This is a genomic window from Stenotrophomonas sp. CS3K5, from assembly GCF_059515225.1.
This window is the reverse complement of record NZ_JCAKRX010000016.1, coordinates 13,217-38,489: the sequence shown is the minus strand read 5'-3', so window position 1 is coordinate 38,489 and position 25,273 is coordinate 13,217. Positions and strand designations below refer to the sequence as shown.

Sequence of the window (25,273 nt, the reverse complement as noted above, 5' to 3'; positions counted from 1 at the left end):
GCTCCAGACCACCGATGCCTCCCCTCAAACATCCCCGCGCGGCGCTGGCCCTGCTGGCCACGGCCCAGCTGATCATCGCCCTGGACGCCACCATCATCTTCGTCGCCCTGCACGACATGGGGCGCGCGTTGCAGATCAATGCGCAGCAGCTGCAATGGGTGGTCAGCGCCTACACAGTGGCCTTTGGTGGCAGCCTGCTGCTGGGCGGACGTGCCGCCGACCTGATCGGTCGCCGTCGCTTCTACCGGCTGGGCATGCTGCTGTTCGCGCTGGCCTCGCTGCTCGGTGCGCTTGCGCCCAATGCCACGCTGCTGATCATCGCCCGCGCGGCACAGGGTGTCGGCGCCGCGCTGCTGTTCCCGGCCACGCTGGCGCTGATCAACACGCTGTATGCCGAAGGCCCGGTGCGCAACCGCGCGCTGGCGATCTGGAGCATGGCCAGCGCGGTCGGGCTGGCGCTGGGCACGCTGCTGGGCGGGGTGCTGACCCAGGCCTTCGGCTGGCCGGCGGTGCTGGCGGTGATCGTGCCCTTGGCCACGGCCTGCGCTGTTGCCGCCGGTGTGTGGTTGCCGGCCGACGGTCCGCACGTGCGCGGCCGCTCCTTCGACCTGGCCGGGTGCCTCACCGTCACCGCCGGCGGCAGCCTGCTGGTCACCACCCTGGTGCAGGGGCCGGAGTGGGGCTGGACGGCGCCGGCCACGGTGATCTGCCTGCTGCTTTCAGCCGTACTACTGACGGTGTTCGTGCAGATCGAGAAGCGCAGCCGCGACCCGCTCATGCAGTTCGCGCTGTTGCGCCTGTCCGGCCTGCGCGCGGCACTCGGCCTCACCTTTGCGTTCATGAGCAGCTACGGCGTGCAGTACTACTTCCTGGCGCTGTACTTCCAGGATGGTTACGGCTGGAGCCCGCTGCAGGCTGGCCTGGCGTTCCTGCTGCCCACTTTGGTGTGCACCTTCGGCATCCGCATTGCCGAACGCATGCTGCATCGCAGTTCCGCGCGCCATGTACTGGCCTGGGGTTTCGCGGCCGGTGCCGTGGGCATCGCAGGCGTGGCGCTGGCGTTGCCGCATGGCGCCAGCTACTGGGCGCTGCTGCCGGGCATCGTGATCCTCAGCGTGGGACAGGGCATGAGCTGGACGGCGATGTGGATCGTGGCCGGACAAGGCGTGCCGGGGCCGCAGCAGGGGGTCGCGTCCGGCATGGCGGCCACCGCCCAGCAGATCGGCGGCGCGTTGGGGCTGGCGGTGCTGGTGATGGTGGCCAACGCCGCGCGCGGCTCGCAGGCGGCGACCAGCCCCGACGCCCTGCAGGGCATGGTCAATGCCCAGTACGGTGCCGCGCTGTTTGCCGCGCTCGGCGTGGTCATCGCGCTGGGCCTGCGCCCGGCGCCGGTCGAGTCGGCCGCGACCGTCTGCCCGGCCAGCGAGGCATGATTGAAGCCGTTCCCGTGGATGGATGCGCCACGCCTGTGGTGGTGCCGGCCAGCGGCCGGCACTACCGACTCGGGGTGGATCCACGCGCGTTCAACCGAACGCCAGCAACTGCGGCTGCAATGCGCCGAAGATCCGCGCCAGCCGCTCCGCCCACGCCTGCTGCCCGGCCACGTCGGCAATCAGGTCCTGGCGGATCTCCAGCTCCACGTGCACCAGGCCACGGCCTTCGCCATGCACCGGCACCGCGTAGTCACTGGTACTGCTGACCGAATACGGCTCATTGTCACCCACCACCAGGTCGCCCTCGTCGCGCAGTGCCTGCAGCAGCGCATGGGCAAAACGCGTGTCCTGGTGGTACAGCACGCCGGCATGCCACGGCCGCTGCATGCCGTTCATCGCCGGGGTGAAGCTGTGCATCATCACCAGCAGCGTGGGGCGGCCTGCATCACGGCGTGCATCAAGCTCGGCGTCGATGCGCGCGTGGTAGGGCGCGTGGATCGCTTCGATGCGTTGTTGCCGCTGCGCTGCCGACAGCCCGGCATTGCCTGGCACCACGGTGTGGTCGCTCACTTCCGGAATCAGCGTTGGCGACGCCAGCGGGCGGTTGCAGTCGATCAGCAGCCGCGAATAGGTCTGTTCGATCGCCCAGGCATCGAGCCGTTCGGCCAGCGCGCGGGTGGTGCCGGCAATGCCGATGTCCCAGCCGATATGGCGGTCCCGTTCGGCCTGCGGCAGACCGAGGCCTGTGAGGGCACGCGGCACCTGCTGGCCGGCATGGTCGGCCAGCAGCAGGAACGGTGAGGCGCCCTGCGCCCGGTGGATCGAATAGATCGCCGGGTCGTCGGCGCCCAGCAGCGCCGGCAGCGCATGCAGATCGGCGTCAGCCACGCGGGCGGCCGTCCAGATGGTGCTCGATCATCCACAGCCCGGCCCACAGCTTGGCGTCCAGCGCGTAGCCTTCGCCCATCTTCTGCACCAGCCAGGCCGCGGCCTGGGTGCGCGGAATCTCGTGCACGGTGATGTCCTCGCTGTCATCGCCGCCGCCTTCGCCGATCCGGCGCAGGCCGGTGGCGCGCACGAAGGCGATCTGCTCGCTGCTGGCACCGGATGAGGTCGGCCCGATCATCAGCACTTCGGCGTCCGCGGCGGTCCAGCCGGTTTCTTCTTCCAGTTCGCGCACAGCCGAGACTTCGATGGATTCGCCAGCATCGACGTCACCGACCAGTCCGGCCGGCATCTCGATGGTCGGTGCCTGCAGCGGCACGCGGAACTGTTCGACGAACAGCACCTTGTCCTCGGGCGTGACGGCGATGATGATCGCCGCCAGGCCACCGGCATGGGTGCGTTCGCTGTATTCCCAGGTACCGCGTACGACCATGCGCTGGTACTTGCCTTCGTAGACCACTCGCGGTGCTTCGGTGTTGCGCTGGCTCATGCGGGCTCGCCGGAATTGGAGAAAGAGGGAGTGGGAAGGGGGTCTGCCACCCCGGCAGCATCGAACAGCCGGCGGCGGGTCATCGGGCCGAAGCGCAGGGTCTGGCACAGGCCGTCCAGCAGCTCGGGGTCGGCCGGCTGGCGCGGCATGCCGCTCTGGCAGCCCTCCAGCGGCGCGTCCAGCGCGATGGTGGTCAGCTGGCGCCAGAGCTGGGCATGCTCGCGCTGTTCACGCAGCCGCACCGCCATCTGTGCCGCACCGCGCAGGCGCAGGAACGGCACTTCATCGATACGGTCAAACAGGGCATCCATGCTGCCGAAGTGGGCCAGCAGCACCGCCGCCGATTTGGCGCCCACGCCGCTGACACCGGGAATGTTGTCCACCGCATCGCCACACAGCGCCAGGTAGTCGGCGATCTGGTGCGCGTGCACGCCGTGGCGGGCCTTGACTCCGGCCACATCCCAGCGCTGGTTGCGTGCGTAGTCCCATTGTTCGTCGCGGTCGAGCAGCAGCTGCGACAGATCCTTGTCGGCGGAAATGATCACCCCGCGATGGCTGCCACGGTGCCGGTGCAGGGCGCTGCCGATCAGGTCGTCGGCCTCGAAATCATGATGGGCCAGCACCGCCAGCCCCAGCGCCGCACACAGGGCCTTGCAGTGTACGAACTGTCGCTTGAGCGCCTCCGGCGCCGGATCGCGGTTGGCCTTGTAGGCCGGGTACAGGCGATGACGGAAGCCGCTGTCCAGCGCTTCGTCGAAGGCGATGGCGATATGCCGTGGCCGCTCGCGCTCCAGCAGGTCCAGCAGGAAGCGGGCAAAGCCATGCACCGCGTTGGTCGGCCAGCCCTGGCTGTCCTGAAACTGGTCGGGTAGCGAATGCCAGGCACGGAACACGTAGATGCTGGCATCGACCAGATACAGCGGCGGTGCGGGCTGGGCGCTCACCGCGCTCACGGTGCGGTCCATTCCTGCAGCAGCGTGGCCGGATCGGGGCGCTCGCGCTCGGGCACCGCGGCCTTGGGCGTGCCGATGTGGATGAAGCCGGCGATGCGCTCGCCTTCGACCAGGCCCAGATGCGCCTGCACGGCCGGGTCGAACGCCATCCACGCGGTCAGCCACTGCGCGCCGAAGCCCAGCGCCTGCGCGGCCTGCAGCAGGGCAAAGCAGACGCAGCCGGCGGTCATCAGCTGTTCCTGCTCGGGCACCTTGGGATCCGGGCGCGGGCTGGCCACCACCACGATCACCAGCGGCGCATGGCTGAAACGCTGGCGGTCCTTCTCGAAGACCGCATCGCCGGCCTGCGGGTCGCGCTGGCGGCTGCGCTCGGCCAGGAAGTCGCCCAGAGTGTGACGCGCATCGCCGGCGATTTTCAGGAAGCGGAACGGCACGCGCTTGCCGTGGTCGGGCACGCGTACCGCCGAGGCCAGCATCCGCTGCAGGGTGGCCGGGTCCGGCCCGGGTTCGCCCAGTTGCCGCGAGGGCACCGAGCGGCGGGCATCCAGGGCGAGCAGGGCGGCGGGGTCGGGCATGGTGTCTGAACCGGTCATCACGGGCGTTTGATTATAGTCGGGGCGGTCAATGACGCCGTCTGTGTCGCGTCTGCACCCTGAATATCAAACTGTGATGAACATCATGCCACTGGCGGGAAACGGACGGCCGCTTCCCCTCGCCTCATGGGCCTTGCACGGCTTACGATATCGGTCTTGCCGGGCCGCCGGTCATGAGGTTTGAAGTGAGGACTGTTTCACTGTCCGTGACGGGCTGGCCGGCCTACCATCGACGTACCGGTGCATGGGGTGTGCCGGTCGTCGCGATGTCCATGCTGTCTGTCGTACCAGAGAAGGTGGGGAGCCTTCCCGAATGATGAGCGTGCCCACACCGATGGGATCGCCGGGCCGTGACCCGGCCCAGCTCCAGCGTGCCCGGGACATGGTCCTGCCCGCGCTGTGCCAGGCGTTCGGGGCCGCGCTGGCGCGGTTCGATGATGCGTTGTTCGACCGTGCGGGCAATGCCGGTTCCTCGCAGCTGCTGTTCCTGGATGCGATGCGCGAGCTGCGCCGCCGCCGCGAGGAGATCGCCGCCGCCTTTGCCGGCCACCTGCAGCGGGCCTGGGAGGCGCTGGCCGCCGGCGAACCGCTGTCGGCCGATGCCACCCTGTCCGGCCAGGCCGAAGACGGCTTGAGCCTGCTGGCCGAGCACGTGCTGGAATCGCGGCTGGCAGTGCGCAATTTCGCCACCGTGCTGCTGCGCGACTTCAAGCCGGTGCTGGCGCGGCTGGACCGCCGCCTGGGCCGCCTGATCGGCGGTGCCGAGCTGGACGCCGACCACAACCCGATCAGCCCGGAACATCTGGGCGTGGCCATCCACGAGGCGTTTGCCGGCTGTGAACTGGCTCCGGAAGTGCATCTGGTGCTGATCAAGCTGTGCGAACGCGACCTGCGCGCGCCGATCGGCCGCATCTACGAGAAGCTGGACGAGCAGCTGGCGGCGGCCGGCGTGATGTCGCAGATGGGCACGCCGCAACGCCCGCTCTCGGCCGCACCCGAGCCGCGCAGCGCTGGCGCGCTGGAAGATCTGGTCGAGCACCGTCAGGGTGCCGATACCGGTTTCGCCGATGACGAGCAGGCCGCTCCCGCCTGGGCGCAACGCTTCGCCGCGCGCTGGTCGGAACGTCGCGGTCACATGCAGCAGCACCTGGGAGGCGAGGACAGCGGCAGCGGCGAGCCCTATCCGGGCCAGCAGGGCATGCTGCTGGAAGCGCTGCACGAGTTGCTGCAGCAGACCCGCCATGTACGCGAGGACGCCACGTCGGCCGCCCAGGTGGCCATTGGCCAGCAGCGCCCGTTGAGCCAGCGCGAGATGATGTCGGTGCTGTCGCTGCTGCAGGCCACGCCCAGTGCGACCCTGCGCGCGGCGATCGGCGAGGATGGCGAATCGCTGGCGCAGCGGCTGAAGAGTGAAGTGCTGTCCAGCGCCACCCGGCTCGGTGTCGATCCCGGCCAGACCCGGCTGGATCCGCAGGACGAAGATGCGATCGATCTGGTCGGCATGCTGTTCGACGTGATGCTGGACGAACGTGAACTGGAAGGCCGCTCGCGCGAACTGATCGGCCGCCTGGTGGTGCCGTTCGTAAAGGTGGCCATGCTCGACCGCCGCATGTTCGTGCAGAAGACCCACCCGGCGCGCAAGCTGCTCAACTCGCTGGCCGAGGCCTGCGAGGGCAACACCGGCGAAAGCCAGGCCGAGCGCATGCTGATGGCCAAGGTGGAGGAAATCATCGAGCGCCTGGTGGCCGAGTTCAACGAGAACCTGGCGATCTTCCTGACCCTGGAAGAAGAGTTCCGCGAGTTCCTGGTGCAGCATCGCCGCCGCGTGGAAATCGCCGAGCGCCGCGCTGCCGAGACGCAGCGCGGCCAGGAAAAGCTGGAGATGGCCCGCACCCGCGCCGGTGCCGAACTGGATCGGCGCATCGGCGACGCCACGCTGCCGCCGGCCATCGCCGCGTTCCTGCGCCAGCCGTGGCAGCACCATCTCACCCTGGCGCTGTTGCGCGAGGGCGAAGAGGGTGCGTCGGTGGCCGAGGCCCTGAGCCTGGGCGACGGCCTGCTGGAAGAAGTGGCCGAGGCCCGTCGCCAGATCGTCGGCAAGCCGTGGCTGCAGGCCTGGCAGCCGGTGCTGGCCAAGGTGTTCGCCAGCGTGGGCGTGCATGGCGACGCCGCCACCGGCGCCATCGATGCCCTGCATGACACCCTGCAGGGCATCGCCGAATCGCGGCCGGAACTGCAGCGCGCGCTGCCCGAGCTGCCGCAGGTCGCGTTGCCGGCACCGCCGGTGGCCGAATCGCCGGCGGTGGAACTGAGCGGGCAGATCGACGCCGATGACTTCGACAACGCCGACGCCGACCGCTTCCGCCGCATGGAGATCGGCAACTGGCTGGACTTCGTCGACAAGGACGGCAAGGTGCAGGCCGGCAAGCTGTCGTGGGTCAGCCCGATTTCCTCGCGCCTGCTGTTCGTCAACCGCCGTGGCGTGCGCTTCTGCGTGGCCTCGCCGGAAGAACTGGCAGTGATGGTGCGGCTGGGCCGCCTGCGCGCCCATGTGGATGACGGCGCCTTCGACAGCGCCATGCAGGGCGTGATCGACCGTCTGGACCCGGGCAGCGCGACGCTGCACTGAGCACGGGCCGCCTGCTAGGATCGGGAAAACTCACCGATCAGCGGGGACCTGCATGGCCGTGGCGTTGCTGGGGATCAAGGAGACCGCGCCGGGCGAACGGCGCGTGGCGCTGACGCCGGAAACGGCCAAGAAGCTGGGCGCACTGGGCATCACCGTCTGGTACGAAGCCGGCGCCGGCCTGGCCGCCGGCTTCCCTGATGCCGCCTATGACGATGCAGGCGCACGCGCGTTCGACGCCGCGCGCTGGCCCGAGATCGACATCCTGCTGTGCGTACAGGCGCCGCCGGCGACCGTGTTGCAGCAGCTCAAGCCCGCGGCCAGTGTGATCGGCCTGCTTGCGCCGGCATCCGATCCGGCCTTGGCCGCCTTGGCTGCCGGCGACCGCCTGCGGCTGTTCCCGCTGCAGCAGCTGCCGCGTACCACGCGTGCGCAGGCGATGGACGTGCTCAGTTCGCAGGCCGGCATGGCCGGCTACAAGGCCGCGCTGATCGCCGCCGAACGCGCGCCACGCTTCTTCCCGATGCTGACCACCGCCGCCGGCACCGTACGTCCGGCCAAGGTGCTGGTGATCGGCGCCGGCGTGGCCGGCCTGCAGGCCATCGCCACCGCGCGTCGGCTCGGTGCACAGGTGGAAGGTTTCGACGTGCGCCCGGAGACCCGCGAGCAGATCCAGTCGCTGGGCGCGCGCTTCCTCGATCTGGGCGTCAGTGCGGCGGGCGAGGGTGGCTATGCACGTGCGCTGACCGACGAGGAACGCGCCGAGCAGCAGCGGCGACTGGCCGACCATCTGCGCGGCGTGGATGTGGTGATCTGCACCGCCGCGGTGCCCGGGCGCCCGGCGCCGACCATCGTTACCGCCGCGATGGTGGAAGGCATGGCCGCCGGCAGCGTGATCGTCGATCTGGCGGCCGAAAGTGGCGGCAACTGTGCGCTCACCCAACCCGGGCAATGCATCGAACACCAGGGCGTGACCATCGATGGCCCGCTGGGCCTGGCCAGCCGTGGCGCGACCCAGGCCAGCGAGATGTATGCGCGCAATCTGCTGAACTTCGTCGCGCTGTTGGTGCGCGAGGGCCAGCTGGCGTTCGACTGGGACGATGAGTTGCTGGCCAAGACCCGCTGGCAGGCGTGAGTGGCATGGGGTCAGGTCCGTTTGCCGCTGGCAAAGGGCTCTGACCCCGTTCCCCCGGGGCGTTACCTCGGCTTGGCCGGCGGCGGGTTGTCGCGCACCCACTCCCTGCGCTGTTCCGGCGTCATCTGCGACCAGCGCTCGCGCAACGCCTCACGCTGTGCCGGCGGCATATCGCGCATCTGTCCGAACAGGGCGCGGGCCTGCTCACGCTGTTCCGGGCTCATGTGCTCGAAGCGGCGCAGGCCCCGGCGGGCCTTGTCGCGCTCTTCCGGGCTCATCGACTGCCAGCGCTGGCCATGCGAGAGCATGCGTTGGCGCTGGCCGGCGTCGGCGCTGTTCCAGCGGTCGCGCAAGGGGGCCAGCAGCGATTCGCGCTGGGCCTCGCTCAGCTGTTCCCACGCCGGCAGCGGCGCGGCCGGTGCCGTACGTGCGGCCGGAGAGGGGGCGGCGCTCTGAGCCAGCGCGGGGACGGCCGGCAGCAGCGACAGGGTCAGCAGTAGCGGCAGGAGGTTGATTCGGGGCATGGTTCACTCCATCGCCAGGTCGGTGTCGCCCAGCCACAGGTACAGATCGGGATTCTCGTCGTACAGTGCGCTGTTGTCTTCCGCCGCTGCAAGCACCGGTGCCGGCGCCGGGCCCACCAGGGGGCCATGGCCGGTGAACTGCAGGCCGATGCCCAGTGCCACCACCAGCGAACAGGCGCTGGCCAGCCACCAGCGCAGGCGCCCGCGCTGGAGCGCGCGGGCGCCGTGACGAGCCTGGCGCAGGCGCGCCAGCGTGGCCGGCGACAGCGCCTGCAGCGACTGCGCGTGCAGGCTGCGCAGGGCGTCATCGGAAGGCAGGGAGCGGTTCACGGGTGGGTCTCCAGATAATCCTGCAGCGCCTGTCGGGCGCGTGCCAGGTGGGTTTTTACCGCGCCTTCGCTGCAGCCCATGGCGCGGGCGGTGGTGGCCCCGTCCAGGTCCTGCAGCACGCGCAGGGTAAAGGCTTCGCGCTGGCGGGCGGGCAGGGTGCGCAACGCCTCCACCAGCTGCTGGTACCGCTGGTGCTGCTCATGCGCCTGTGCCGGGTCCGGGCCGGGGTCAGCCCAGTCGATCTCACCGCCCCCGGCGTCCTGGTTGTCGCGCCAGAACGGCAGGCGGAAGCGGCGCCGGCGCTGCAGGTCGATCACCCGCCGGCGCAGGATGCTCCAGAACAGCGGCGCCCACTCGGCGGCCGGCTTGTCGGCGTAATCCAGCATGCGCAGCAGGGCATCCTGCACCGCATCCAGAGCGTCGTCGCGCTGGCGCAGGCCGGCTTCGGCGAAGCGGAAGGCACGCGGGCCGACGCCGGCCAGGAACGCCTCCAGCGATGCCGGCAGGGCATCGGTCTCGGCGCTCGGGGGGACAGGGCTGCTCACCAGCACAGGGTACGGTTCCTCGCTCGGGGTCACCATCGACAACGCGTGAGTGCGGCATCGGTTGACCCGGATGCGCGCCAGGTTCAGCCCGTGGTTATGATGGGGCGACGAAGACAGAGCGGGAGCGTTGCCAGTGAGTGACGGGTTCGTGGCGCTGTACATCTTCATGCTGGCAGCCATCGCCGGCCATGTGATCATTTCGCGGGTGCCGGTGATCCTGCATACCCCGCTGATGTCCGGATCCAACTTCATCCACGGCATCGTGCTGATCGGCGCGATGGTGGTGCTGGGGCACGCGCAGACGCCGCTGGAAAAGGCGCTGGGCTTCCTGGCCGTGGTGCTCGGCGCCGGCAACGCCGCCGGTGGCTATGTGGTCACCGCGCGCATGCTGGAGATGTTCAAGCCGAGTGCGCCCAAGGGCGCCAAGGACGAACCGAAGGAGCCGCAGGCTTGAACATCAGCACCGTCGAACTGCTTGATTGGCTGGTCAAGGCCAGCTACCTGGTGGCCGCCACGTTGTTCCTGCTCGGCCTGCAGCGCATGGCCTCGCCGCTGACCGCGCGCAGCGGCATCCGCTGGGCCGGACTGGGCATGCTGCTGGCCACCGTGGCCACTTTCTTCCTGCCCGAACTGCACAACGTGCCGCTGATCCTGGTGGCGCTGCTGCTCGGCGCCGGCCTGGCCTGGTGGTCGGCCGGCAAGGTTGCCATCACCGACATGCCGCAGATGGTGGCGCTGTACAACGGCATGGGCGGTGGCTCGGCGGCGGCGATCGGCGCAGTGGAGCTGCTGCGCTATGCCTTCCTGGCCCACCGCGACACCACGCACTGGAGCGAGCAGGCGCTGGCCGACCTGGCCGCACGCCAGCCGTCGGGCACGGTGCTGCTGCTGGCGGTGGTTGGCGCCGCCATCGGTGCGGTGTCGCTGTCCGGCTCGGTGATCGCCTGGGCCAAGCTCGATGGCCGCCTCGACAAGCGCGTCACCTGGCCGGGCCAGCAGGTGATGAACCTGGTGGTGGCGCTGGCGGTGGTGGTGCTGGCGATCATCGCCGCCAGCACGCTCAGCACCTGGGCGATCGTCGCCTTCTTCGTGCTGGCACTGGCGCTGGGCGTGCTGATGACGCTGCCGATCGGTGGCGCCGACATGCCGGTGGTGATCTCGCTGTACAACGCGTTCACCGGCCTGGCGGTGTCTTTCGAAGGCTACGTGCTGGGCAACGAGGCACTGATCATCGCCGGCATGATGGTCGGCGCGGCCGGTATCCTGCTGACCCGGTTGATGGCCAAGGCGATGAACCGGCCGATCCGCAACGTGCTGTTCTCCAACTTCGGCGGCACTGCCGGTGGCGAAGCGCAGGCGATCAGCGGCTCGCAGAAGCCGATCGACGCGGCCGACGTCGCCGCGATGATGGCCTTTGCCGAGCGCGTGGTGATCGTGCCCGGCTACGGCATGGCGGTGGCGCAGGCGCAGCACAAGATCTGGGAGCTGGCGCAGCGGCTGGGCCAGCGCGGGGTCAAGGTGAAGTTCGCCATCCACCCGGTGGCCGGGCGCATGCCCGGGCACATGAACGTGCTGCTGGCCGAGGCCGGCGTGCCCTACGACCTCATTGCCGACATGGACGACATCAACCCCGAGTTCGCCAATACCGACGTGGTGCTGGTGATCGGCGCCAACGATGTGGTCAACCCCGTAGCACGCACCGATCCGGCCAGCCCGATCTACGGCATGCCGGTGCTGGACGTGGTCAACGCGCGCAACGTGGTGGTGATCAAGCGTGGCAAGGGCACCGGCTTTGCCGGCATCGAGAATGCGCTGTTCTACGCCGACAACACGCGCATGCTGTACGGCGATGGTGCCGAAGCGGCGGCCTCGCTGGTGAGCGAGCTGAAGGCGCTCGATGGCGGGCACTGAGATCCGGCTGCTCCCGGTGGGTGCGGACCTTGGTCCGCACGTTTCTGCCGGCCAGCGGCCGGCACTACCACCCCATCCACGCATGGCGTGGATCTACGCGCTCAGCGCGCCAGCCAGGCGCCCACGGCCACACCCAGCGCCAACCACAGCCACTCCATCGCGCCATTGGCCAGGGTGACCAGGGTCCAGGCCAGGTGCGGGCCCATCCGCATCGTGGCGTCCCACATGTCCAGCCCGATCGAGCCGCCCATCCAGGCGCTGGCGATGGTCCAGTTGGCGACTGCGGCCACCAGCAGGGTGCCCAGCACGACCAGGGCGATGCGCAGCCGGCCCGGGCCGAGCGTCCCCAGGCGCAGCATGAACACCAGTTCCAGGGCAGTCACCACCGCCATCCAGCCGACCTGTCGGCCGGTCATCAGCGCCAGCACCAGCCAGGCGAAGGGAGCAACAACCAGGCCCAGCAACAGCATGAAGGGCCAGAGCCAGGTCACGGTCCTGGCACGCGCGGCATTGGAGGACATCGAAGCTCCCTGAAGATCACCCACAGGATACTGTGGTTTGCCGCGGTGCACCGGCGGGGGCAGGGCGGCTGGGCTAGAATGCCTGCTTGCGTGGCTGCAGCCACGGCCCCATATCGGTCCCCATGTATTCCCGTAGCAGTGAACCTGTCCACTTCGAGCGCGATTGCGAGGCCGTGATGGTCCCGCAGGGCGATACCGTGACCTTGCCCGCCGGCAGCTATGGGTACATCACCCAGGCGCTGGGTGGCAGCTATTCGGTGTTCGTCGAGGGCAACCTGTTCCGCATCGCCGGCAAGGACGGCGACGCCATCGGCAAGGAGGCACCGGCACCGCTGGAACTGCCCGCCGATGCCACCGATGAACAGGTGGAGCAGCTGGTGTGGCAGCAGCTCCGCACCTGCTTCGATCCGGAAATTCCGGTGAACATCGTCGAACTGGGCCTGGTCTACGAGGTCGAGATCAAGCATCTGGACGAGGGCCAGCGCGAGATCGACGTGAAGATGACCCTGACCGCGCCGGCCTGTGGCATGGGCGACATCCTGGTCGACGACGTGCGCAGCAAGCTTGAAATGATCCCGACGGTGGCCGAGGCCGACGTCGAGCTGGTATTCGACCCGCCGTGGAACCAGCACATGATGTCCGAAGCGGCCCGGCTCGAGACCGGCATGCTTTGACCCAGGGCCCGCAGTGACGCGGGCCCGGCACTACCCGTAACCAGAACAGGAATCCTCCGGTGTCCCAGTCCATTCCCAGCTTCGCCGTCACCCGTTCGGACCACCCGCGCAGCGCTGAAGAGCGCGCCCAGATCCTGGAGAAGCCCGGCTTCGGCCTGCACTTCACCGATCACATGGTGGAAGTGCGCTGGGACAAGGACGCCGGCTGGCACAACGCCAGCGTGCGTGCCTATGGCCCGCTGCAGCTGGACCCGGCCGCGGCCGTGCTGCACTACGGCCAGGAAATCTTCGAAGGCATCAAGGCCTACCGCCACGCTGACGGCTCGATCTGGACCTTCCGCCCCGACGCCAACGGCCGCCGCCTGCAGCGTTCGGCGCAGCGCCTGGCGCTGCCGGAACTGCCGGTGGAGATCTTCGTCGAATCGCTGAAGCAGCTGATTGCCGTGGACAGTGACTGGGTGCCGTCGGCCGATGAGTCGAGCCTGTACTTCCGTCCGTTCATGATCGGCGACGAAGCCTTCCTCGGTGTGCGTGGCGCACACAAGGCCGGCTACTACGTCATCGCCAGCCCGGCCGGCCCGTACTTCGCCAAGGGCGTTGCCCCGGTGTCGATCTGGCTGTCCACCGAGTACGCGCGTGCGGCCAAGGGCGGCACCGGCGCGGCCAAGTGCGGCGGCAACTACGCCGCTTCGCTGCTGCCGCAGCAGAAGGCGCAGGCGCAGGGCTGCTCGCAGGTGCTGTTCCTCGACCCGGTTGAAGGCAAGTACCTGGAAGAACTGGGCGGCATGAACGTGTTCCTGGTCTACAAGGACGGCACGCTGGTCACCCCGGAACTGTCCGGCAGCATCCTCGAGGGCATCACCCGCGAGAGCATCCTGCAGCTGGCTCGCGACCGCGGCATGAAGGTCGAAGAGCGCAAGGTCAGCATCGACGAGTGGAAGCAGGGCGTGGCCTCGGGCGAGATCGCCGAAGTGTTCGCCTGCGGTACCGCTGCGGTGGTCACCCCGATCGGCCAGCTCAAGGGCGAAGGCTTCTCGGTGGGTGACATCAACGCGCCGGCCGGCGAAGTGACCATGTCGCTGCGCAAGGAACTGACCGACATCCAGTACGGCCGCCTGCCGGACCGCCACAACTGGCTGGTCAAGCTGGGCTGATCGCCCGCGCCGAACCGTAGCGTCGAGCTTGCTCGACGGCTCTTCCGCAAAGCCCGTCCCCGTGACGGGCTTTCTGCGTTCTGGGCCGGGGTCAGATCCCTCTCCCTCCGGAAAAGCGGGCTGACCCCGATTCGGCGGACGCCGATGTCGGCAAAGTCATCACAGGACACGTGATGACCCAGTCAGGTGCGTGCAGGGCGCGAGAAAGCTCCTTCACCTTCACAAACCCTCGACCCGAAAAGTCTCAGAACGAACATTTCATCTTGCTGAAAAGACACTGAAAATCTTGTGGTGTCCGGTTTTGGTCATTAGCGTCATCTGCACGGCGGATCAATAGGGGGATCCGCTGACTCACCGGTCTTCCGAACCTCGCCAATGCAAGCCAGCCCATGGTTCAGGCCGGTGCTTCTGCCGATTCCGGCATTCACACCACTAGAAAGGGAAATACGATGTCCCAGGTAACGCAACCGCGTGTGCGTCGAGTGTGGGTGGTCCTTGGTGCGTCCGTTCTGTCATCGCTGCTGCTGGCCACGCCCGCGCTGGCCGGTGATGTCCAGCTCAGCGGCCTGCAGTCCGCACCGACGCACCAGCGTTTCATCGTGAAGTACCGTGATGGCAGCGCCCCGGTGGCTAACACCACCGCGCTGGCTTCTTCGCTGAAGAGTGCCGCCGCCGGCCTGGCCAGCAGCCAGGGCCGCGCGCTGGGCCTGCAGGAAGTCCGCAAGCTGGCCGTCGGCCCGACCTTGGTCAGGACCGACCGTCCGCTCGACCAGGCTGAATCCGAACTGCTGATGCGCAAGCTGGCGGCCGACCCGAACGTGGAATACGTCGAGGTCGACCAGATCATGCGCGCCACGCTGACCCCCAACGACACCCGCTTCAGCGAACAGTGGGGCTTTGGTACCTCCAATGCCGGCATCAACATCCAGCCGGCCTGGGACAAGTCCACCGGCACTGGCGTGGTGGTGGCGGTGATCGACACCGGCATTACCAACCACCCCGATCTGAACGCCAACATCCTGCCCGGCTATGACTTCATCAGCGACGCGGCGATGGCGCGCGACGGCGGCGGCCGCGACAACAACCCGAACGACGAAGGCGACTGGTACGGTGCCAACGAGTGCGGCTCGGGCATTCCGGCCTCCAACTCCAGCTGGCACGGCACCCACGTCGCCGGCACCGTGGCGGCAGTGACCAACAACGCCAGTGGCGTGGCGGGTACCGCCTTCAACGCCAAGGTCGTGCCGGTGCGCGTGCTCGGCAAGTGCGGTGGCTACACCTCCGACATCGCCGACGCGATCGTGTGGGCCTCCGGCGGCACCGTCAGCGGCGTGCCGGCCAATGCCAATCCGGCCGAGGTGATCAACCTCTCGCTGGGTGGTGGTGGCAGCTGCTCGAGCACCTACCAGAACGCGATCAACGGCGCGGTCGGCCGCGGTACCACCGTGGTGGTTGCCGCCGGCAACAGCAACGCCAACGTGTCCAGCTCGGTGCCGGCCAACTGCCCGAACGTGATCGCGGTGGCCGCGACCACCTCGGCCGGTGCACGTGCCAGCTTCTCCAACTACGGCGCCGGCATCGATATCTCCGGCCCGGGCCAGAGCATCCTGTCCACCCTCAACACCGGCACCACCACCCCGGGCAGCGCCAGCTACGCCTCCTACAACGGCACTTCGATGGCGGCGCCGCACGTGGCCGGCGTGGTCGCGCTGATGCAGTCGGTCGCCCCGAGCCCGCTGAGCCCGGCGCAGGTGGAGAGCATCATCAAGAGCACGGCCCGTCCGCTGCCGGGCGCCTGCTCGGGTGGCTGCGGCGCCGGCATCATCGATGCCAACGCGGCGGTGGCCGCCGCGATCAATGGCGGCGGCACCAACCCCGGCGGCAACGTGCTGCAGAACAACTTGCCGGTGACCGGCCTGGGCGCCTCGACCGGTGCCGAGCTGAACTACACCGTCGCCGTTCCGGCCGGCAGCACCCAGCTGCGCGTGGCGATCAGTGGCGGCAGCGGTGATGCCGACCTGTACGTGCGCCAGGGCAGTGCCCCGACCGATACCACCTACACCTGCCGTCCGTACCTGAGCGGCAACAGCGAAACCTGCACCATCAACAGCCCGGCCGCCGGCACCTGGTATGTACGGGTGAAGGCGTACAGCACCTTCTCGGGCGTGACCCTCAACGCCCAGTACTGAGCCCAAGACCCTCTCCAAGGGCACGCCCTGGCTTCGGCCGGGGCGTTTTTGTTTCTGTAGAGCCGAGCCTGCGCTCGGCTGCTCCGGCTTCGGACCTTTGTGCCGCGCTCGCGCGCGGGTGCCGAGCATGGCTCGGCACGCGGTTCCTCAGACGGACTCGAAGCGGTTTGCAGCCACGTTCTTGCGCACGTGCTGCGGATCGAAGATGCGGCCATTCATGGCGATGTACACGCCGCTTGGCAGCGACTGCACCGCGCCGATCGCGCAGCCGATGTTGAACTCCGCATCCGAACCGCGGAACCGCGCCGGGCTGAGCGCGCCGGTCATCACGATGGTCTTGTCCGGGATCGTCGCCAGCACCTTGCCGGTCTGCACCATCGAATCGGTGCCGTGGGTCACCAGCACGTGACGGGTCGGCTGCGCGGCAATGGTGGCGCGGATCAGCTCGCGATCCTCATCGTTGATGTGCAGCGAGTCCTTGCGCAGGATCGGAATCACGTTGAAGCGGAACGTCACGCCCAGCTCGCGCAGGATCATGCCGATCTGCGGATCGCCGATCTGGTAGTCCGACTTGTCGTCGAAGTAGATCTTGTCGATCGTGCCACCAGTGGTGACGACCAGGAGCTCTTCCATCATGTGCATGCGCGAAACCAGGACAGGTACTGCGGCGCGGGGCCAGGAATGCAGATGATACGGCCCAGCGGGCGCAGCGTCAGCGTCGTTTGCCGAAGCGGGCGCGCAGGCCGGGCAGGCTGGCACTGAAGATGACCAGCAGTGCCAGCGCGATCTCGATCAGCGCCAGCCAGCGCGTTTCCGGGTGGCTCCAGGCGCTCATCACGCCATGGCTGAACCAGCCCAGCGCCAGCACCGAGGCCCAGAAACCGGCCTTGCGCCAACCCAGGCGCAAGGCCACGGCCAGCGCCAGTGGCGGCGCGGTGAACACCAGCTGGGTGGCCAGCCAGTGCTTGTCATTGATGAACCAGCCGGCGAACAGCGCGGCCAGCCCCATCAGGGCCAGCAGCAGGACCGTGCGCGGCGCGGTGCTCATCGGGCCAGCCGCTGCGCGATATCGGCCACCCGCCGGCCCAGCGCGCGCGCCAGCACGGCCTCGTCGTCGGTCGGCTGCGGGTCGTCGGCGGCACCGGCCACGTGGCTGGCGCCGTAGGGCGTACCGCCGCTGGTGGTGTGGCTCAGCGCCGGTTCGGTGAAGGGAATGCCGACGATCACGCAGCCGTGGTGCAGCAGCGGCACCTGCATCGACAGCAGGGTCGATTCCTGGCCGCCATGCATCGATGCGGTGGAGGTGAAGACACCGGCCGGCTTGCCGGACAGGGTGCCGTTGACCCACTCGGCACCCAGGCCATCGAGGAAGTGCTTGACCGGCGCAGCCATGTTGCCGAAGCGGGTGGGGCTGCCGAGCAGCAGGCCCTGGCACTCGGCCAGGTCCTGCACGCCGACGTAGGGGGCGCCATCGTCGGGCACCGGTGGCTGCGCGGTCTGGGTCACGGCGGCCACCGGCGGCACGCTGCGCAGGCGCGCGCTCATGCCCGGCACTTCGCCGATGCCCCGCGCGATCTGGCGCGCCAGCCGTGCCACCGAACCGCCCCGGCTGTAGTACAGCACCAGAATCTCGCCCATCGTGCCCGCTTCTCCTCGTCGTGTGGCCCCCAGTATGGCTATCCTGCCAGCATTCCGCATCGGGTACCCTTTCGCCGATGGAACCTTTGGATACGCTCAACCTGTGGATGGAGCGCGCGCGGGATCGCGCACGGGCCATCAGCTTCGGCCGCTTCCTGTGGCATCGCTTCCTCGACGACCGCCTGTTCCAGGCAGCGGCGGCGCTGGCGTACACCACGGTGTTCGCGCTGGTGCCGCTGGCCATCGTGGTGTTCGGCGTGCTCTCGGCCTTCCCCGTCTTCGATCGCTGGAGCGATCAGCTCAGCGATTACGTCTTCTCCAACTTCGTGCCCAATGCAGCGCGCGCGGCCGAGGGCTACCTGCGGCAGTTCTCGGCCAGTGCCGGCCAGCTCACCGCGGCTGGCTTCATCGCGCTGGTGGTATCGCTGCTGATCACGCTCAACAGCGTGGAAGAGACCTTCAACCAGATCTGGCGGGTCGGCTCGACCCGGCCCAAGCTGACCCGCTTCCTGGTCTACTGGACCGTGCTGACCCTGGGCGCGATGCTGGCGGCCGCTTCACTGGCGGTGTCGGCGCGGGTGTTTGCGATGCCCCTGTTCGGTACCCAGGAGGGCCGCTGGTTGGCCGAGCTGGCGTTGCGGCTGGCACCGATCCTGATCGAGTTCGTGTGCATCACCCTGATGTACCGGGTGGTGCCGCACCACACGGTGAAATGGCGGCATGCGGTGCCCGGCGCGATCCTGGCCGCGGTGATCCTGGAGGTGGTGAAGTGGGGCATCGGCGCCTACCTGGGCAGCTTCCAGTCCTACCAGAAGCTCTACGGCACGGTGGCCTTCGTGCCGATTCTGCTGCTGTGGATCTACCTGTGCTGGGTGGCGGTGCTGCTGGGCGCGTCACTGGCCTCGTCGATGGCCGCCTTCCGCTACCAGCCGGTTGAGCTGCGCCTGCCGCAGGGCTACGAGTTCTACGGCCTGCTGCGCCTGCTTGGGCGCTTCCATCATGCGCGTGCGCAGGGACGGGGTCTGGCCGATGACGAGATCCTGCGGCTGGAGCCGATGCTGACCGACTCGTTGCTGCAGGATCTGGCCTGCAACCTGCAGGAGATCGGCCTGCTGCGCCGTGATGAGCGCGGCGAGTGGCTGCTGTCGCGCGACCTGGATCAGGTCAGCCTGGCCGATCTGTACGAATGCACCCAGCTGCGCATCCCGGTGGCCGAACAGCATCTGCCGTACCGCGACGACAGCCTGGGCCGCGCCGCACTGGCGGCGCTGGACGAATTGCGGCTGCCCCTGCGCGAACGCCTCAAGCGCAAGGTCAGCGATATCTATCCCGATTCCGGAGACACCCCATGACCCGCAAGACCTCGTTGCCGCTGTTGCTCCCGCTGGCCCTGCTGTTGGCGCTGGCGGCCTGCAAACCGGCCCAGGAGCCGACCCCGGCCAGCAGCCAGCCACCGGCGCAGGCACCGACGCCGGCCGCGCCGGTACCGGAGGCAGAGACCCCGGCCGAGCGCACCACCGCTGAGTTCCCGACGCTGAAGATGAAGGCGGTGGACGGCAGCGACTACGACCTGGCCGCGCATCGCGGCAAGTGGGTGGTGGTGAATTTCTGGGCGACCTGGTGCGCGCCGTGCAGAAAGGAAATGCCTGAGCTGTCGGCGCTGCATGCGATGCGCAGCAACATCGAGGTGGTCGGGCTGGCCTATGAAGACATCGAAGCGCCGGAGATGCAGGCATTCCTGACCAAGCATCCGGTGACCTATCCGATCGTGATCGTGGATCCCTACGATCCGCCGGCCGACTTCGCCACGCCGCGCGGTTTGCCGTTGACCCATCTCATCGATCCGCAGGGCAAGCTGGCGCACAGCTTCCTTGGTCCGGTGACCGCTGCCGACATCGAAAAGCAGATCGCCGCTGCCAAGTAGGGGGTTGGTCGGCAGGGCTGCGCCCTGCACCCGCGGTAGTGCCGGCCGCTGGCCGGCAACCTCAGCAACAGCCAAAGCAACAGCCAAAGCGCGATTTCGGTGTGGTGGCGGGGCGGTGTCGGAGTGCGGGGACGCCGCAAGTACGTCCATGTAGGCTTGGCAGCCGCATCCATGCGGCTGACACCCCGCACTCCGACACCGCCCCGCCTCTGACAGATTTCTGTGATCTGGTAGATCCACGCCATGCGTGGATGAATCTCCATCGAGTTCGAATACTTCGACAATTGAACAAAGAGCATCCACGCATGGCGTGGATCTACAGAAAGCAATGCCGACAGATCGCGGAGAACTGTCGAAGGCGGGGTGGGTCCGGTTGCGGGGGCGTGAGCCGCATGGGCGCGAGGCATGCCTCGGGCGGGTTGGGCAGGACGCCCAACCCCGGTCTTGCCGTGTGCGCAGGACAGCGCACACGAGCAAGCCGCGACCGAGCTTACATGGACGTACTTGCAGCGGCCCCCGCAACCGGACCCACCCCGCCTACCCACAGGTAAGCCGCTTCTGATTCGGCTGTTGCTGTTGCCTTGGTTCGTAGCAGGTGCAGGGCCGCAGGCCCTGCCGAACACCCCCTAGTCCTCGACCGGGAAATCCTCGATCGGCTTCAGCACGTCGTAGTGCTCGCGATGCAGCTTGCCCTTCAGCTCCGGCAGCTCCGGCAACGGCGCATCCACGCGCGTGTCCGGCAGCCGGTCCAGCAGGTTGCGCACCAGAGTCAGCCGGCCCAGGCGCTGGTCGTTGAAATCCACCAGCGTCCACGGTGCCGCCTCGCGATGGGTCGCACGCAGCATTGCCTCGCGGGCTTCGGTGTAGGCGCTGTACTTGCTGCGCGATTTCAGGTCCACCGGAGAGAGCTTCCAGCCCTTCAGAGGATCGAGGTGGCGTTCGGCAAAGCGCTTCTCCTGCTGCTCCTGGTCCACGCACAGCCAGTACTTGAACAGCAGCAGGCCGTCGTCCACCAGCAGCTGCTCGAACACCGGCGCCTGGCGCAGGAACTGCTGGTACTCGGTTTCGCTGCAGTAGCCCATCACCCGCTCGACGCCGGCGCGGTTGTACCAGCTGCGGTCCATCAGCACGATCTCGCCAGCGGCCGGAAGATGCGCGGCGTAGCGCTGGAAATACCACTGCGTGGCTTCGCGGTCGGTGGGCTTGGGCAAGGCCACCACCCGGCACTGGCGAGGGTTGAGATGCTGGCTGATGGCCTGGATCGCACCGCCCTTGCCGGCCGTGTCGCGGCCTTCGAACAGCACCAGCAGGCGCTGCCCGCTGTGCTGCACCCAGCGCGCCATCGCGGTCAGTTCCAGCTGCAGCGGCAGCAGCAGTTCGTCGTAGTCCTTGCGCTTGAGCTTGGCCATCGTCACACCACGCGGGAAGGAAGCCCCAGCGTAGCGCAGGCGGCGCTCAGGTGATGTCGATGCCGGGAAGAGTGGGGGTCGAGTCGACTGTCAGTCGACTATCGCGCGCAGCGCGGGGTTTTCGGCTTCCTGCCGAGGGCAGTCGACCAACAGTCGACTCTACCCAGTCGACGTCATCCAATCGACGTTACCCAGCCGACGCCTCTGTTCCCAGCCAGCCGTGCTCGCGCGCCAGCTGCTGCAGCAACGCCGACAGATCGAGGGCAAACCCGCCCATGTCGAACAGCCCACTGCGCTCGCGTGCCTGCGCCAGTTCAGAGCGCAACGCCGCCAGCGCCACCGGATCGTTGCCCAGCGCACTGGCCGTGGCAATGAATGCGGCATCGTCGTCGGCATTCATCCGCGCCAGGCCCAGATGATGGTTGAGGCTGCCGGCCACGCGCGCGGCGAAGGTATCGCCGGGGCAGGTCAGCACCGGGCAGCCGGCCCACAGTGCGTCGGATGCCGTGGTGTGGGCGTTGTACGGATGGGTGTCGAGGAACAGATCGGCCAGTCGATAGCGGGCCAGGTACTGCGGATGTGGCAGCTTGGGCATGAACACCAGGCGCGCCGGATCCAGGCCAGCGGACTGTGCGGCTGCGCGCAGACGTGCATCGGCCTGGCCGGGGGCGGACAGCAGCCACAGAACGCTGCCCGGCACCGCCTGCAGTACCGCGAAAGCGCGGCCCATGCTGCGCGGGTTGAGCTTGTAGCTGTTGTTGAAGCAGCAGAACACCACGCCCTGTGCGGGCAGGCCGCAGTCGGCCCGGGCCGGCGCGGGTTCCAGCGCACGGGTGTTGTCCGAAGGCTGGAAGGCGCGCGGCAGGCGCAGCACGCGTTCGCTGTAGTGTGGTTCCAGCGCGGGTGGCAGGACGAAGGCGTCGCCGACCACCGCATCCATCCACGGCGCGCCCGACGTGCCCGGGTAGGCCAGCCAGTTCACCTGCAGCGGGGCCGGGCGCATCGCCAGCACCTCCGGGGTGCCACCACCGCCCCAGCCACGCAGGTCGAACAGCAGGTCGATGCCGTGTGCGCGGATGCGTGCGGCCGTGTCGGCGTGTCGCAGCCCTGTTACATCGTGCAGCTGCGCCGCCGCCTGCAGACGCTGGCGGATGCGGCTGCCGTCATCGCGGTTCAGTGCGTACAGATGCAGCTGCAACGCCGGGTCGTGGCACAGCTGCTCGAACAGCGCCACGGTCAGCAGCCCGGTCGGATGCGCGCCGAAGCCGTTGGAGAGGAAGCCGACCCGCAGCGGGCCACGCGCGCGCACCGTCGCCGGCGGCAAGGGCCGCACCGCAGCGGCCACGGCCAGTGCGCGGGTGCGTGCGCAGGCCAATTGCTCTGCGGCGCTGGCGTCCTCGCTGAGAAAGGCGAACGGTTCGACCACGCCCTGGCCGGACGCCAGCGCGCCGCGTACCTGTGCGGCCAGGGCGTCCAGGTCCTGCCAGTCGCACAGGCGGCGCTGCCAGGCCAGCCGCTGGGCGGCGATGTAGGGCTCTGCGGGCATCAGCGTGTGCGCGCGCCGATAGGCCGCAGCCGCGCCTTCGGCATCGTCGGCGTCTTCCAGGGCATGGCCCAGCCACAGTGCGATGCCCGGGTGCTGCGGGGCCAGCGCCGAGGCCTGGCCGAGCAGCGTTGCGGCATCTTTGTGTGCACCGGCCATCCAGGCCACACGGCCCAGCCGCGCCAGCGCTTCGGGATGGTTCGGGCGCAGTTGCAGCGCGCGTCGCGCGGCCTGTTCGCCGGCAGCGATGTCGCCGGCTTCCAGTTCCAGGTCGGCCAGCATCACCCAGGCGACGAAGTCGCCGGGCTGGCGTGCGATCGCCTGCTGCAGGTGCTGCCGCTGCTGCCAGGCCGACATCGGGTCAGCCCGCCGACAGCTGGGCCAGAGCGTCGACCTGGTGCTCGTGGCTGAGCCGCTGCAGCAGCGGGTCGAGGTCGCCGGCCAGGATGTTGGGCAGGTCGTACAGGGTCAGGCCTTCGACACGATGGTCGGTGATCCGGCCCTGCGGGAAGTTGTAGGTGCGGATGCGCTGGCTGCGGTCGCCGCTGCCGACCTGCAGGCGTCGCGATTCGGCCTGCGCCGCGTCCTGGCGCTGGCGCTCGGCATCGAGCAGCTGCGCCTTCAGGCGCTTCATCGCCTTGTCGCGGTTGGCGTGCTGGCTGCGCTCGGTCTGGCACTCCACCACCACGCCGGTGGGCACGTGGGTGATGCGGATCGCCGATTCGGTCTTGTTGACGTGCTGGCCGCCGGCGCCGGACGAACGGAAGGTATCCACCTTCAGGTCGGCCGGGTTGATGACGATGTCATCGACTTCGTCGGCTTCGGGAATGATCGCCACCGTGGCGGCAGAGGTGTGGATGCGACCCTGCGATTCGGTGGCCGGCACACGCTGCACGCGGTGGGTGCCCGATTCGAACTTCAGCCGCGAGAACGCACCGCGGCCGACCACGCGCGCCACCACTTCCTTGTAGCCGCCATGCTCGCCGGGGTTGTCCGATTCGATCTCGACCTTCCAGCCCTGGCGCTCGGCATAGCGGGCGTACATGCGGAACAGGTCGCCGGCGAAGATCGCCGCTTCGTCGCCGCCGGTGCCGGCGCGCACTTCCAGGAACAGGTTGCCTTCATCGCGCGGGTCGCGCGGCACCAGCAGCAGTGCCAGTTCCTGTTCCAGCGCCTGCAGGCGGGCCTGTGCGGAGGTGATTTCCTCGTCGGCCAGCTCGCGCAGATCGGGGTCGGCGCGCATGCCTTCGGCGGCGGCCAGGTCGGCCTTGGCACGGGCTTCGTCGGCGAGTGCGGTGGCGACCGGTTCAAGTTGGGCGAATTCGCGCGAAAGGTCGCGGAAACGGGTGTTGTCGGCGACCACATCGGGTTCGGCGAGCAGGCGTTCCAGTTCTTCGCGGCGCTCGGCCAGCGCTTCCAGCTTACGGCGCAGGGTCGGCGTCATCGGGTCTCACGGAGGGATGGTGGTAACCCGGCGTGGCCGGGAACAGGCGCTGCGCGGCGCGGGTCAGGTCGGCATCGCCGCTCAATGCGGCCGCGCGCAACGCAGCGGTGGGCGGGTGCAGCAGGCGGTTGGTCAGGCCGTGGGCCAGCAGTTCCAGCACTTCATCGGCCGGCTTGCCGTTGGCCAGCTGCTGGCGCGCGCGCTCCAGCAGCTCGGCGCGGGTGGCCTCGCCGAACGCGCGCAGCTGTCGCAGCGGGGCCTGGTGGGCGCTGGCCTGCTGGGTCTCGACGAAGCGCGACACCTGCAGGTCGATGATCGCCTCGGCTTCGGCGGCGGCCTCGCGACGGCCGCGGCGGTTGTCTTCCACCGCGCGTTCCAGGTCATCGACGGTGTACAGGAAGGCATCGTTGAGCGTGCCGACCTCCGATTCGATGTCACGCGGCACGGCCAGGTCGAACAGCAGCATCGGCTTGTGCCGGCGCGCGCGCAGCGCCTTGGCCACCATCTCGCGGTGGATCACCGGTTCGCGCGCGGCGGTGGCCGAGAACACCACGTCGGCCTCGGCCAGGTGGCGGTCCAGCTCGGTCAGCGGCAAGGCCACGCCGCCGTGGCGGGTGGCCAGCTCCTGGGCGTGGGCGAGGGTGCGGTTGGCGATCAGCAGCCGGCGCACCTTGCCTTCACTGAGGTGGCGCGCGGCCAGTTCAATGGTCTCGCCGGCACCGACCAGCAGTACCGTGGAATCGTCCAGGCGCGCGAAGGCGTTCTGCGCCAGGCGCACCGCCGCCGAGGCCACCGATACCGGGTTGGCACCCACCTGGGTGTCGGTGCGGGCGCGCTTGGCCACCGAGAAGGTCTGCTGGAACAGCCGGTCCAGGCGCTGGCCCAGCAGGCCGTGGTCGCGCGCGGTGGACCAGGCATCCTTCACCTGGCCCAGGATCTGCGGCTCGCCCAGCACCATCGAGTCCAGCCCGGTGGCGACCCGGAACAGGTGGCGTACCGCCTCGGCATCGGCGTGCTGGTACAGGTAGCCCTGCAGGTCGCCGGCCTGGCTGTGCAGCCACCGGTCCAGCGCCTGTGCCGAATCGGCCACGGCGTACAGTTCGGTGCGGTTGCAGGTGGACAGCAGCACCGCCTCGGCAATCTGCGGGGTGTCGCGCAGCGAACCCAGCGCGCGCGGCAGCGCCTCACCGGCGAAGGCCGCGCGCTCGCGCAGCTCCACCGGTGCGGTCTGGTGATTCAGTCCGAGCACCCACAGGGTCATTGTTCAGTTGCTTGCGATAAGCTGCTGGCCA

General features: G+C 68.8%; 25 protein-coding genes. 10 read left to right on the top strand and 15 right to left on the bottom strand.

What is annotated here, in order from left to right; translation table 11 throughout:
* Positions 1-14: 14 nt before the first annotated feature.
* On the top strand, positions 15-1,433 hold the full coding sequence (locus AC5YGJ_RS19000) for an MFS transporter (protein WP_496187416.1): 1,419 nt from the start codon (positions 15-17) through the stop codon (positions 1,431-1,433).
* 90 nt (positions 1,434-1,523) lie between these two features.
* Here the strand turns inward: AC5YGJ_RS19000 and AC5YGJ_RS18995 are convergent, their stop codons facing one another.
* From AC5YGJ_RS18995 to AC5YGJ_RS18980, 4 genes are read right to left on the bottom strand one after another with little or no spacing between them, the layout of a single operon-like run.
* Positions 1,524-2,321, bottom strand: coding sequence for an N-formylglutamate amidohydrolase (locus AC5YGJ_RS18995; protein WP_496187415.1), 798 nt, complete (start codon positions 2,319-2,321; stop codon positions 1,524-1,526).
* Positions 2,314-2,868 carry an NUDIX hydrolase gene (locus AC5YGJ_RS18990; RefSeq protein ID WP_496187414.1) on the bottom strand — a complete coding sequence of 185 codons (555 nt, stop codon included), beginning with the start codon at positions 2,866-2,868 and terminating at the stop codon, positions 2,314-2,316. The genes AC5YGJ_RS18995 and AC5YGJ_RS18990 overlap by 8 nt, the downstream gene beginning before the upstream one ends.
* Positions 2,865-3,812: a 5'-3' exonuclease gene (locus AC5YGJ_RS18985; RefSeq protein ID WP_423172556.1), complete on the bottom strand. Its 948-nt coding sequence runs from the start codon at positions 3,810-3,812 to the stop codon at positions 2,865-2,867. Before AC5YGJ_RS18985 ends, AC5YGJ_RS18990 begins: the two co-directional genes overlap by 4 nt.
* Positions 3,813-3,817: 5 nt before the next feature.
* Positions 3,818-4,396, bottom strand: coding sequence for a nitroreductase family protein (locus AC5YGJ_RS18980; protein ID WP_496187413.1), 579 nt, complete (start codon positions 4,394-4,396; stop codon positions 3,818-3,820).
* A 331-nt stretch (positions 4,397-4,727) separates the two neighbouring features.
* On the opposite strand from AC5YGJ_RS18980, the gene pacR reads away from it, so the two are divergent.
* Positions 4,728-7,043, top strand: coding sequence for a PacR family protein (gene pacR / locus AC5YGJ_RS18975; protein ID WP_496187412.1), 2,316 nt, complete (start codon positions 4,728-4,730; stop codon positions 7,041-7,043).
* 52 nt (positions 7,044-7,095) lie between these two features.
* On the top strand, positions 7,096-8,175 hold the full coding sequence (locus AC5YGJ_RS18970) for an NAD(P) transhydrogenase subunit alpha (RefSeq protein WP_496187411.1): 1,080 nt from the start codon (positions 7,096-7,098) through the stop codon (positions 8,173-8,175).
* Positions 8,176-8,237: 62 nt separating this feature from the next.
* Here AC5YGJ_RS18970 and AC5YGJ_RS18965 read toward each other — a convergent pair whose 3' ends face one another.
* From AC5YGJ_RS18965 to AC5YGJ_RS18955, 3 genes are read right to left on the bottom strand one after another with little or no spacing between them, the layout of a single operon-like run.
* On the bottom strand, positions 8,238-8,699 hold the full coding sequence (locus AC5YGJ_RS18965) for a DUF3106 domain-containing protein (protein WP_309333639.1): 462 nt from the start codon (positions 8,697-8,699) through the stop codon (positions 8,238-8,240).
* Between the two features lie 3 nt (positions 8,700-8,702).
* On the bottom strand, positions 8,703-9,029 hold the full coding sequence (locus tag AC5YGJ_RS18960) for a hypothetical protein (protein WP_107229931.1): 327 nt from the start codon (positions 9,027-9,029) through the stop codon (positions 8,703-8,705).
* Positions 9,026-9,610 carry an RNA polymerase sigma factor gene (locus AC5YGJ_RS18955; protein WP_496187410.1) on the bottom strand — a complete coding sequence of 195 codons (585 nt, stop codon included), beginning with the start codon at positions 9,608-9,610 and terminating at the stop codon, positions 9,026-9,028. Before AC5YGJ_RS18955 ends, AC5YGJ_RS18960 begins: the two co-directional genes overlap by 4 nt.
* Before the next feature lie 97 nt (positions 9,611-9,707).
* Here AC5YGJ_RS18955 and AC5YGJ_RS18950 point away from each other — a divergent pair, with 97 nt between their 5' ends.
* Positions 9,708-10,028 carry an NAD(P) transhydrogenase subunit alpha part 2 gene (locus AC5YGJ_RS18950; protein ID WP_049428770.1) on the top strand — a complete coding sequence of 107 codons (321 nt, stop codon included), beginning with the start codon at positions 9,708-9,710 and terminating at the stop codon, positions 10,026-10,028.
* On the top strand, positions 10,025-11,485 hold the full coding sequence (locus tag AC5YGJ_RS18945) for an NAD(P)(+) transhydrogenase (Re/Si-specific) subunit beta (RefSeq protein WP_496187409.1): 1,461 nt from the start codon (positions 10,025-10,027) through the stop codon (positions 11,483-11,485). The genes AC5YGJ_RS18950 and AC5YGJ_RS18945 overlap by 4 nt, the downstream gene beginning before the upstream one ends.
* Before the next feature lie 101 nt (positions 11,486-11,586).
* Here AC5YGJ_RS18945 and AC5YGJ_RS18940 read toward each other — a convergent pair whose 3' ends face one another.
* The gene (locus AC5YGJ_RS18940; protein WP_496187408.1) at positions 11,587-12,006 is read right to left on the bottom strand and encodes a hypothetical protein; all 420 of its coding nucleotides are present in this window, start codon (positions 12,004-12,006) and stop codon (positions 11,587-11,589) included.
* Positions 12,007-12,128: 122 nt separating this feature from the next.
* Between AC5YGJ_RS18940 and sufT the strand changes: the two genes are divergently transcribed.
* The 3 genes from sufT to AC5YGJ_RS18925 all read left to right on the top strand — a co-directional run bounded on the left by sufT (position 12,129) and on the right by AC5YGJ_RS18925 (position 16,023).
* Entirely contained in the window at positions 12,129-12,680 is a 552-nt protein-coding gene (sufT, locus tag AC5YGJ_RS18935; RefSeq protein WP_004144911.1) for a putative Fe-S cluster assembly protein SufT, read from the top strand.
* A 59-nt stretch (positions 12,681-12,739) separates the two neighbouring features.
* The gene (locus AC5YGJ_RS18930) at positions 12,740-13,834 is read left to right on the top strand and encodes a branched-chain amino acid aminotransferase (protein WP_309333633.1); all 1,095 of its coding nucleotides are present in this window, start codon (positions 12,740-12,742) and stop codon (positions 13,832-13,834) included.
* A 449-nt stretch (positions 13,835-14,283) separates the two neighbouring features.
* Positions 14,284-16,023, top strand: a complete 1,740-nt coding sequence (locus tag AC5YGJ_RS18925) for a S8 family peptidase (RefSeq protein WP_496187407.1) — start codon at positions 14,284-14,286, stop codon at positions 16,021-16,023.
* A gap of 147 nt (positions 16,024-16,170) precedes the next feature.
* On the opposite strand, the gene AC5YGJ_RS18920 is transcribed toward AC5YGJ_RS18925, so the two are convergent.
* The 3 genes from AC5YGJ_RS18920 to wrbA form a co-directional block, all read right to left on the bottom strand.
* Positions 16,171-16,656: an asparaginase domain-containing protein gene (locus tag AC5YGJ_RS18920; RefSeq protein WP_010481766.1), complete on the bottom strand. Its 486-nt coding sequence runs from the start codon at positions 16,654-16,656 to the stop codon at positions 16,171-16,173.
* 79 nt (positions 16,657-16,735) lie between these two features.
* Complete coding sequence (locus tag AC5YGJ_RS18915) at positions 16,736-17,071, bottom strand: DUF2069 domain-containing protein (protein WP_496187406.1); 336 nt, start codon at positions 17,069-17,071, stop codon at positions 16,736-16,738.
* Positions 17,068-17,661 (bottom strand): NAD(P)H:quinone oxidoreductase, encoded by a 594-nt coding sequence (wrbA, locus tag AC5YGJ_RS18910; protein ID WP_249841844.1) that lies wholly within the window; start codon positions 17,659-17,661, stop codon positions 17,068-17,070. Before wrbA ends, AC5YGJ_RS18915 begins: the two co-directional genes overlap by 4 nt.
* A 77-nt stretch (positions 17,662-17,738) precedes the next feature.
* Here wrbA and AC5YGJ_RS18905 point away from each other — a divergent pair, with 77 nt between their 5' ends.
* On the top strand, positions 17,739-19,013 hold the full coding sequence (locus AC5YGJ_RS18905; protein ID WP_107229940.1) for a YihY family inner membrane protein: 1,275 nt from the start codon (positions 17,739-17,741) through the stop codon (positions 19,011-19,013).
* The gene (locus AC5YGJ_RS18900; protein WP_409460938.1) at positions 19,010-19,585 is read left to right on the top strand and encodes a TlpA family protein disulfide reductase; all 576 of its coding nucleotides are present in this window, start codon (positions 19,010-19,012) and stop codon (positions 19,583-19,585) included. Before AC5YGJ_RS18905 ends, AC5YGJ_RS18900 begins: the two co-directional genes overlap by 4 nt.
* Positions 19,586-20,211: 626 nt before the next feature.
* On the opposite strand, the gene ppk2 is transcribed toward AC5YGJ_RS18900, so the two are convergent.
* The 4 genes from ppk2 to hemA all read right to left on the bottom strand — a co-directional run bounded on the left by ppk2 (position 20,212) and on the right by hemA (position 25,242).
* Positions 20,212-20,994 (bottom strand): polyphosphate kinase 2, encoded by a 783-nt coding sequence (ppk2, locus tag AC5YGJ_RS18895; RefSeq protein ID WP_249841842.1) that lies wholly within the window; start codon positions 20,992-20,994, stop codon positions 20,212-20,214.
* Positions 20,995-21,181: 187 nt separating this feature from the next.
* Positions 21,182-22,894 (bottom strand): O-linked N-acetylglucosamine transferase, SPINDLY family protein, encoded by a 1,713-nt coding sequence (locus tag AC5YGJ_RS18890; RefSeq protein ID WP_496187405.1) that lies wholly within the window; start codon positions 22,892-22,894, stop codon positions 21,182-21,184.
* Between the two features lie 4 nt (positions 22,895-22,898).
* Entirely contained in the window at positions 22,899-23,981 is a 1,083-nt protein-coding gene (prfA, locus tag AC5YGJ_RS18885; protein WP_309339028.1) for a peptide chain release factor 1, read from the bottom strand.
* Positions 23,959-25,242, bottom strand: coding sequence for a glutamyl-tRNA reductase (gene hemA / locus AC5YGJ_RS18880; protein ID WP_249841839.1), 1,284 nt, complete (start codon positions 25,240-25,242; stop codon positions 23,959-23,961). The genes prfA and hemA overlap by 23 nt, the downstream gene beginning before the upstream one ends.
* Between the last annotated feature and the right edge of the window lie 31 nt (positions 25,243-25,273).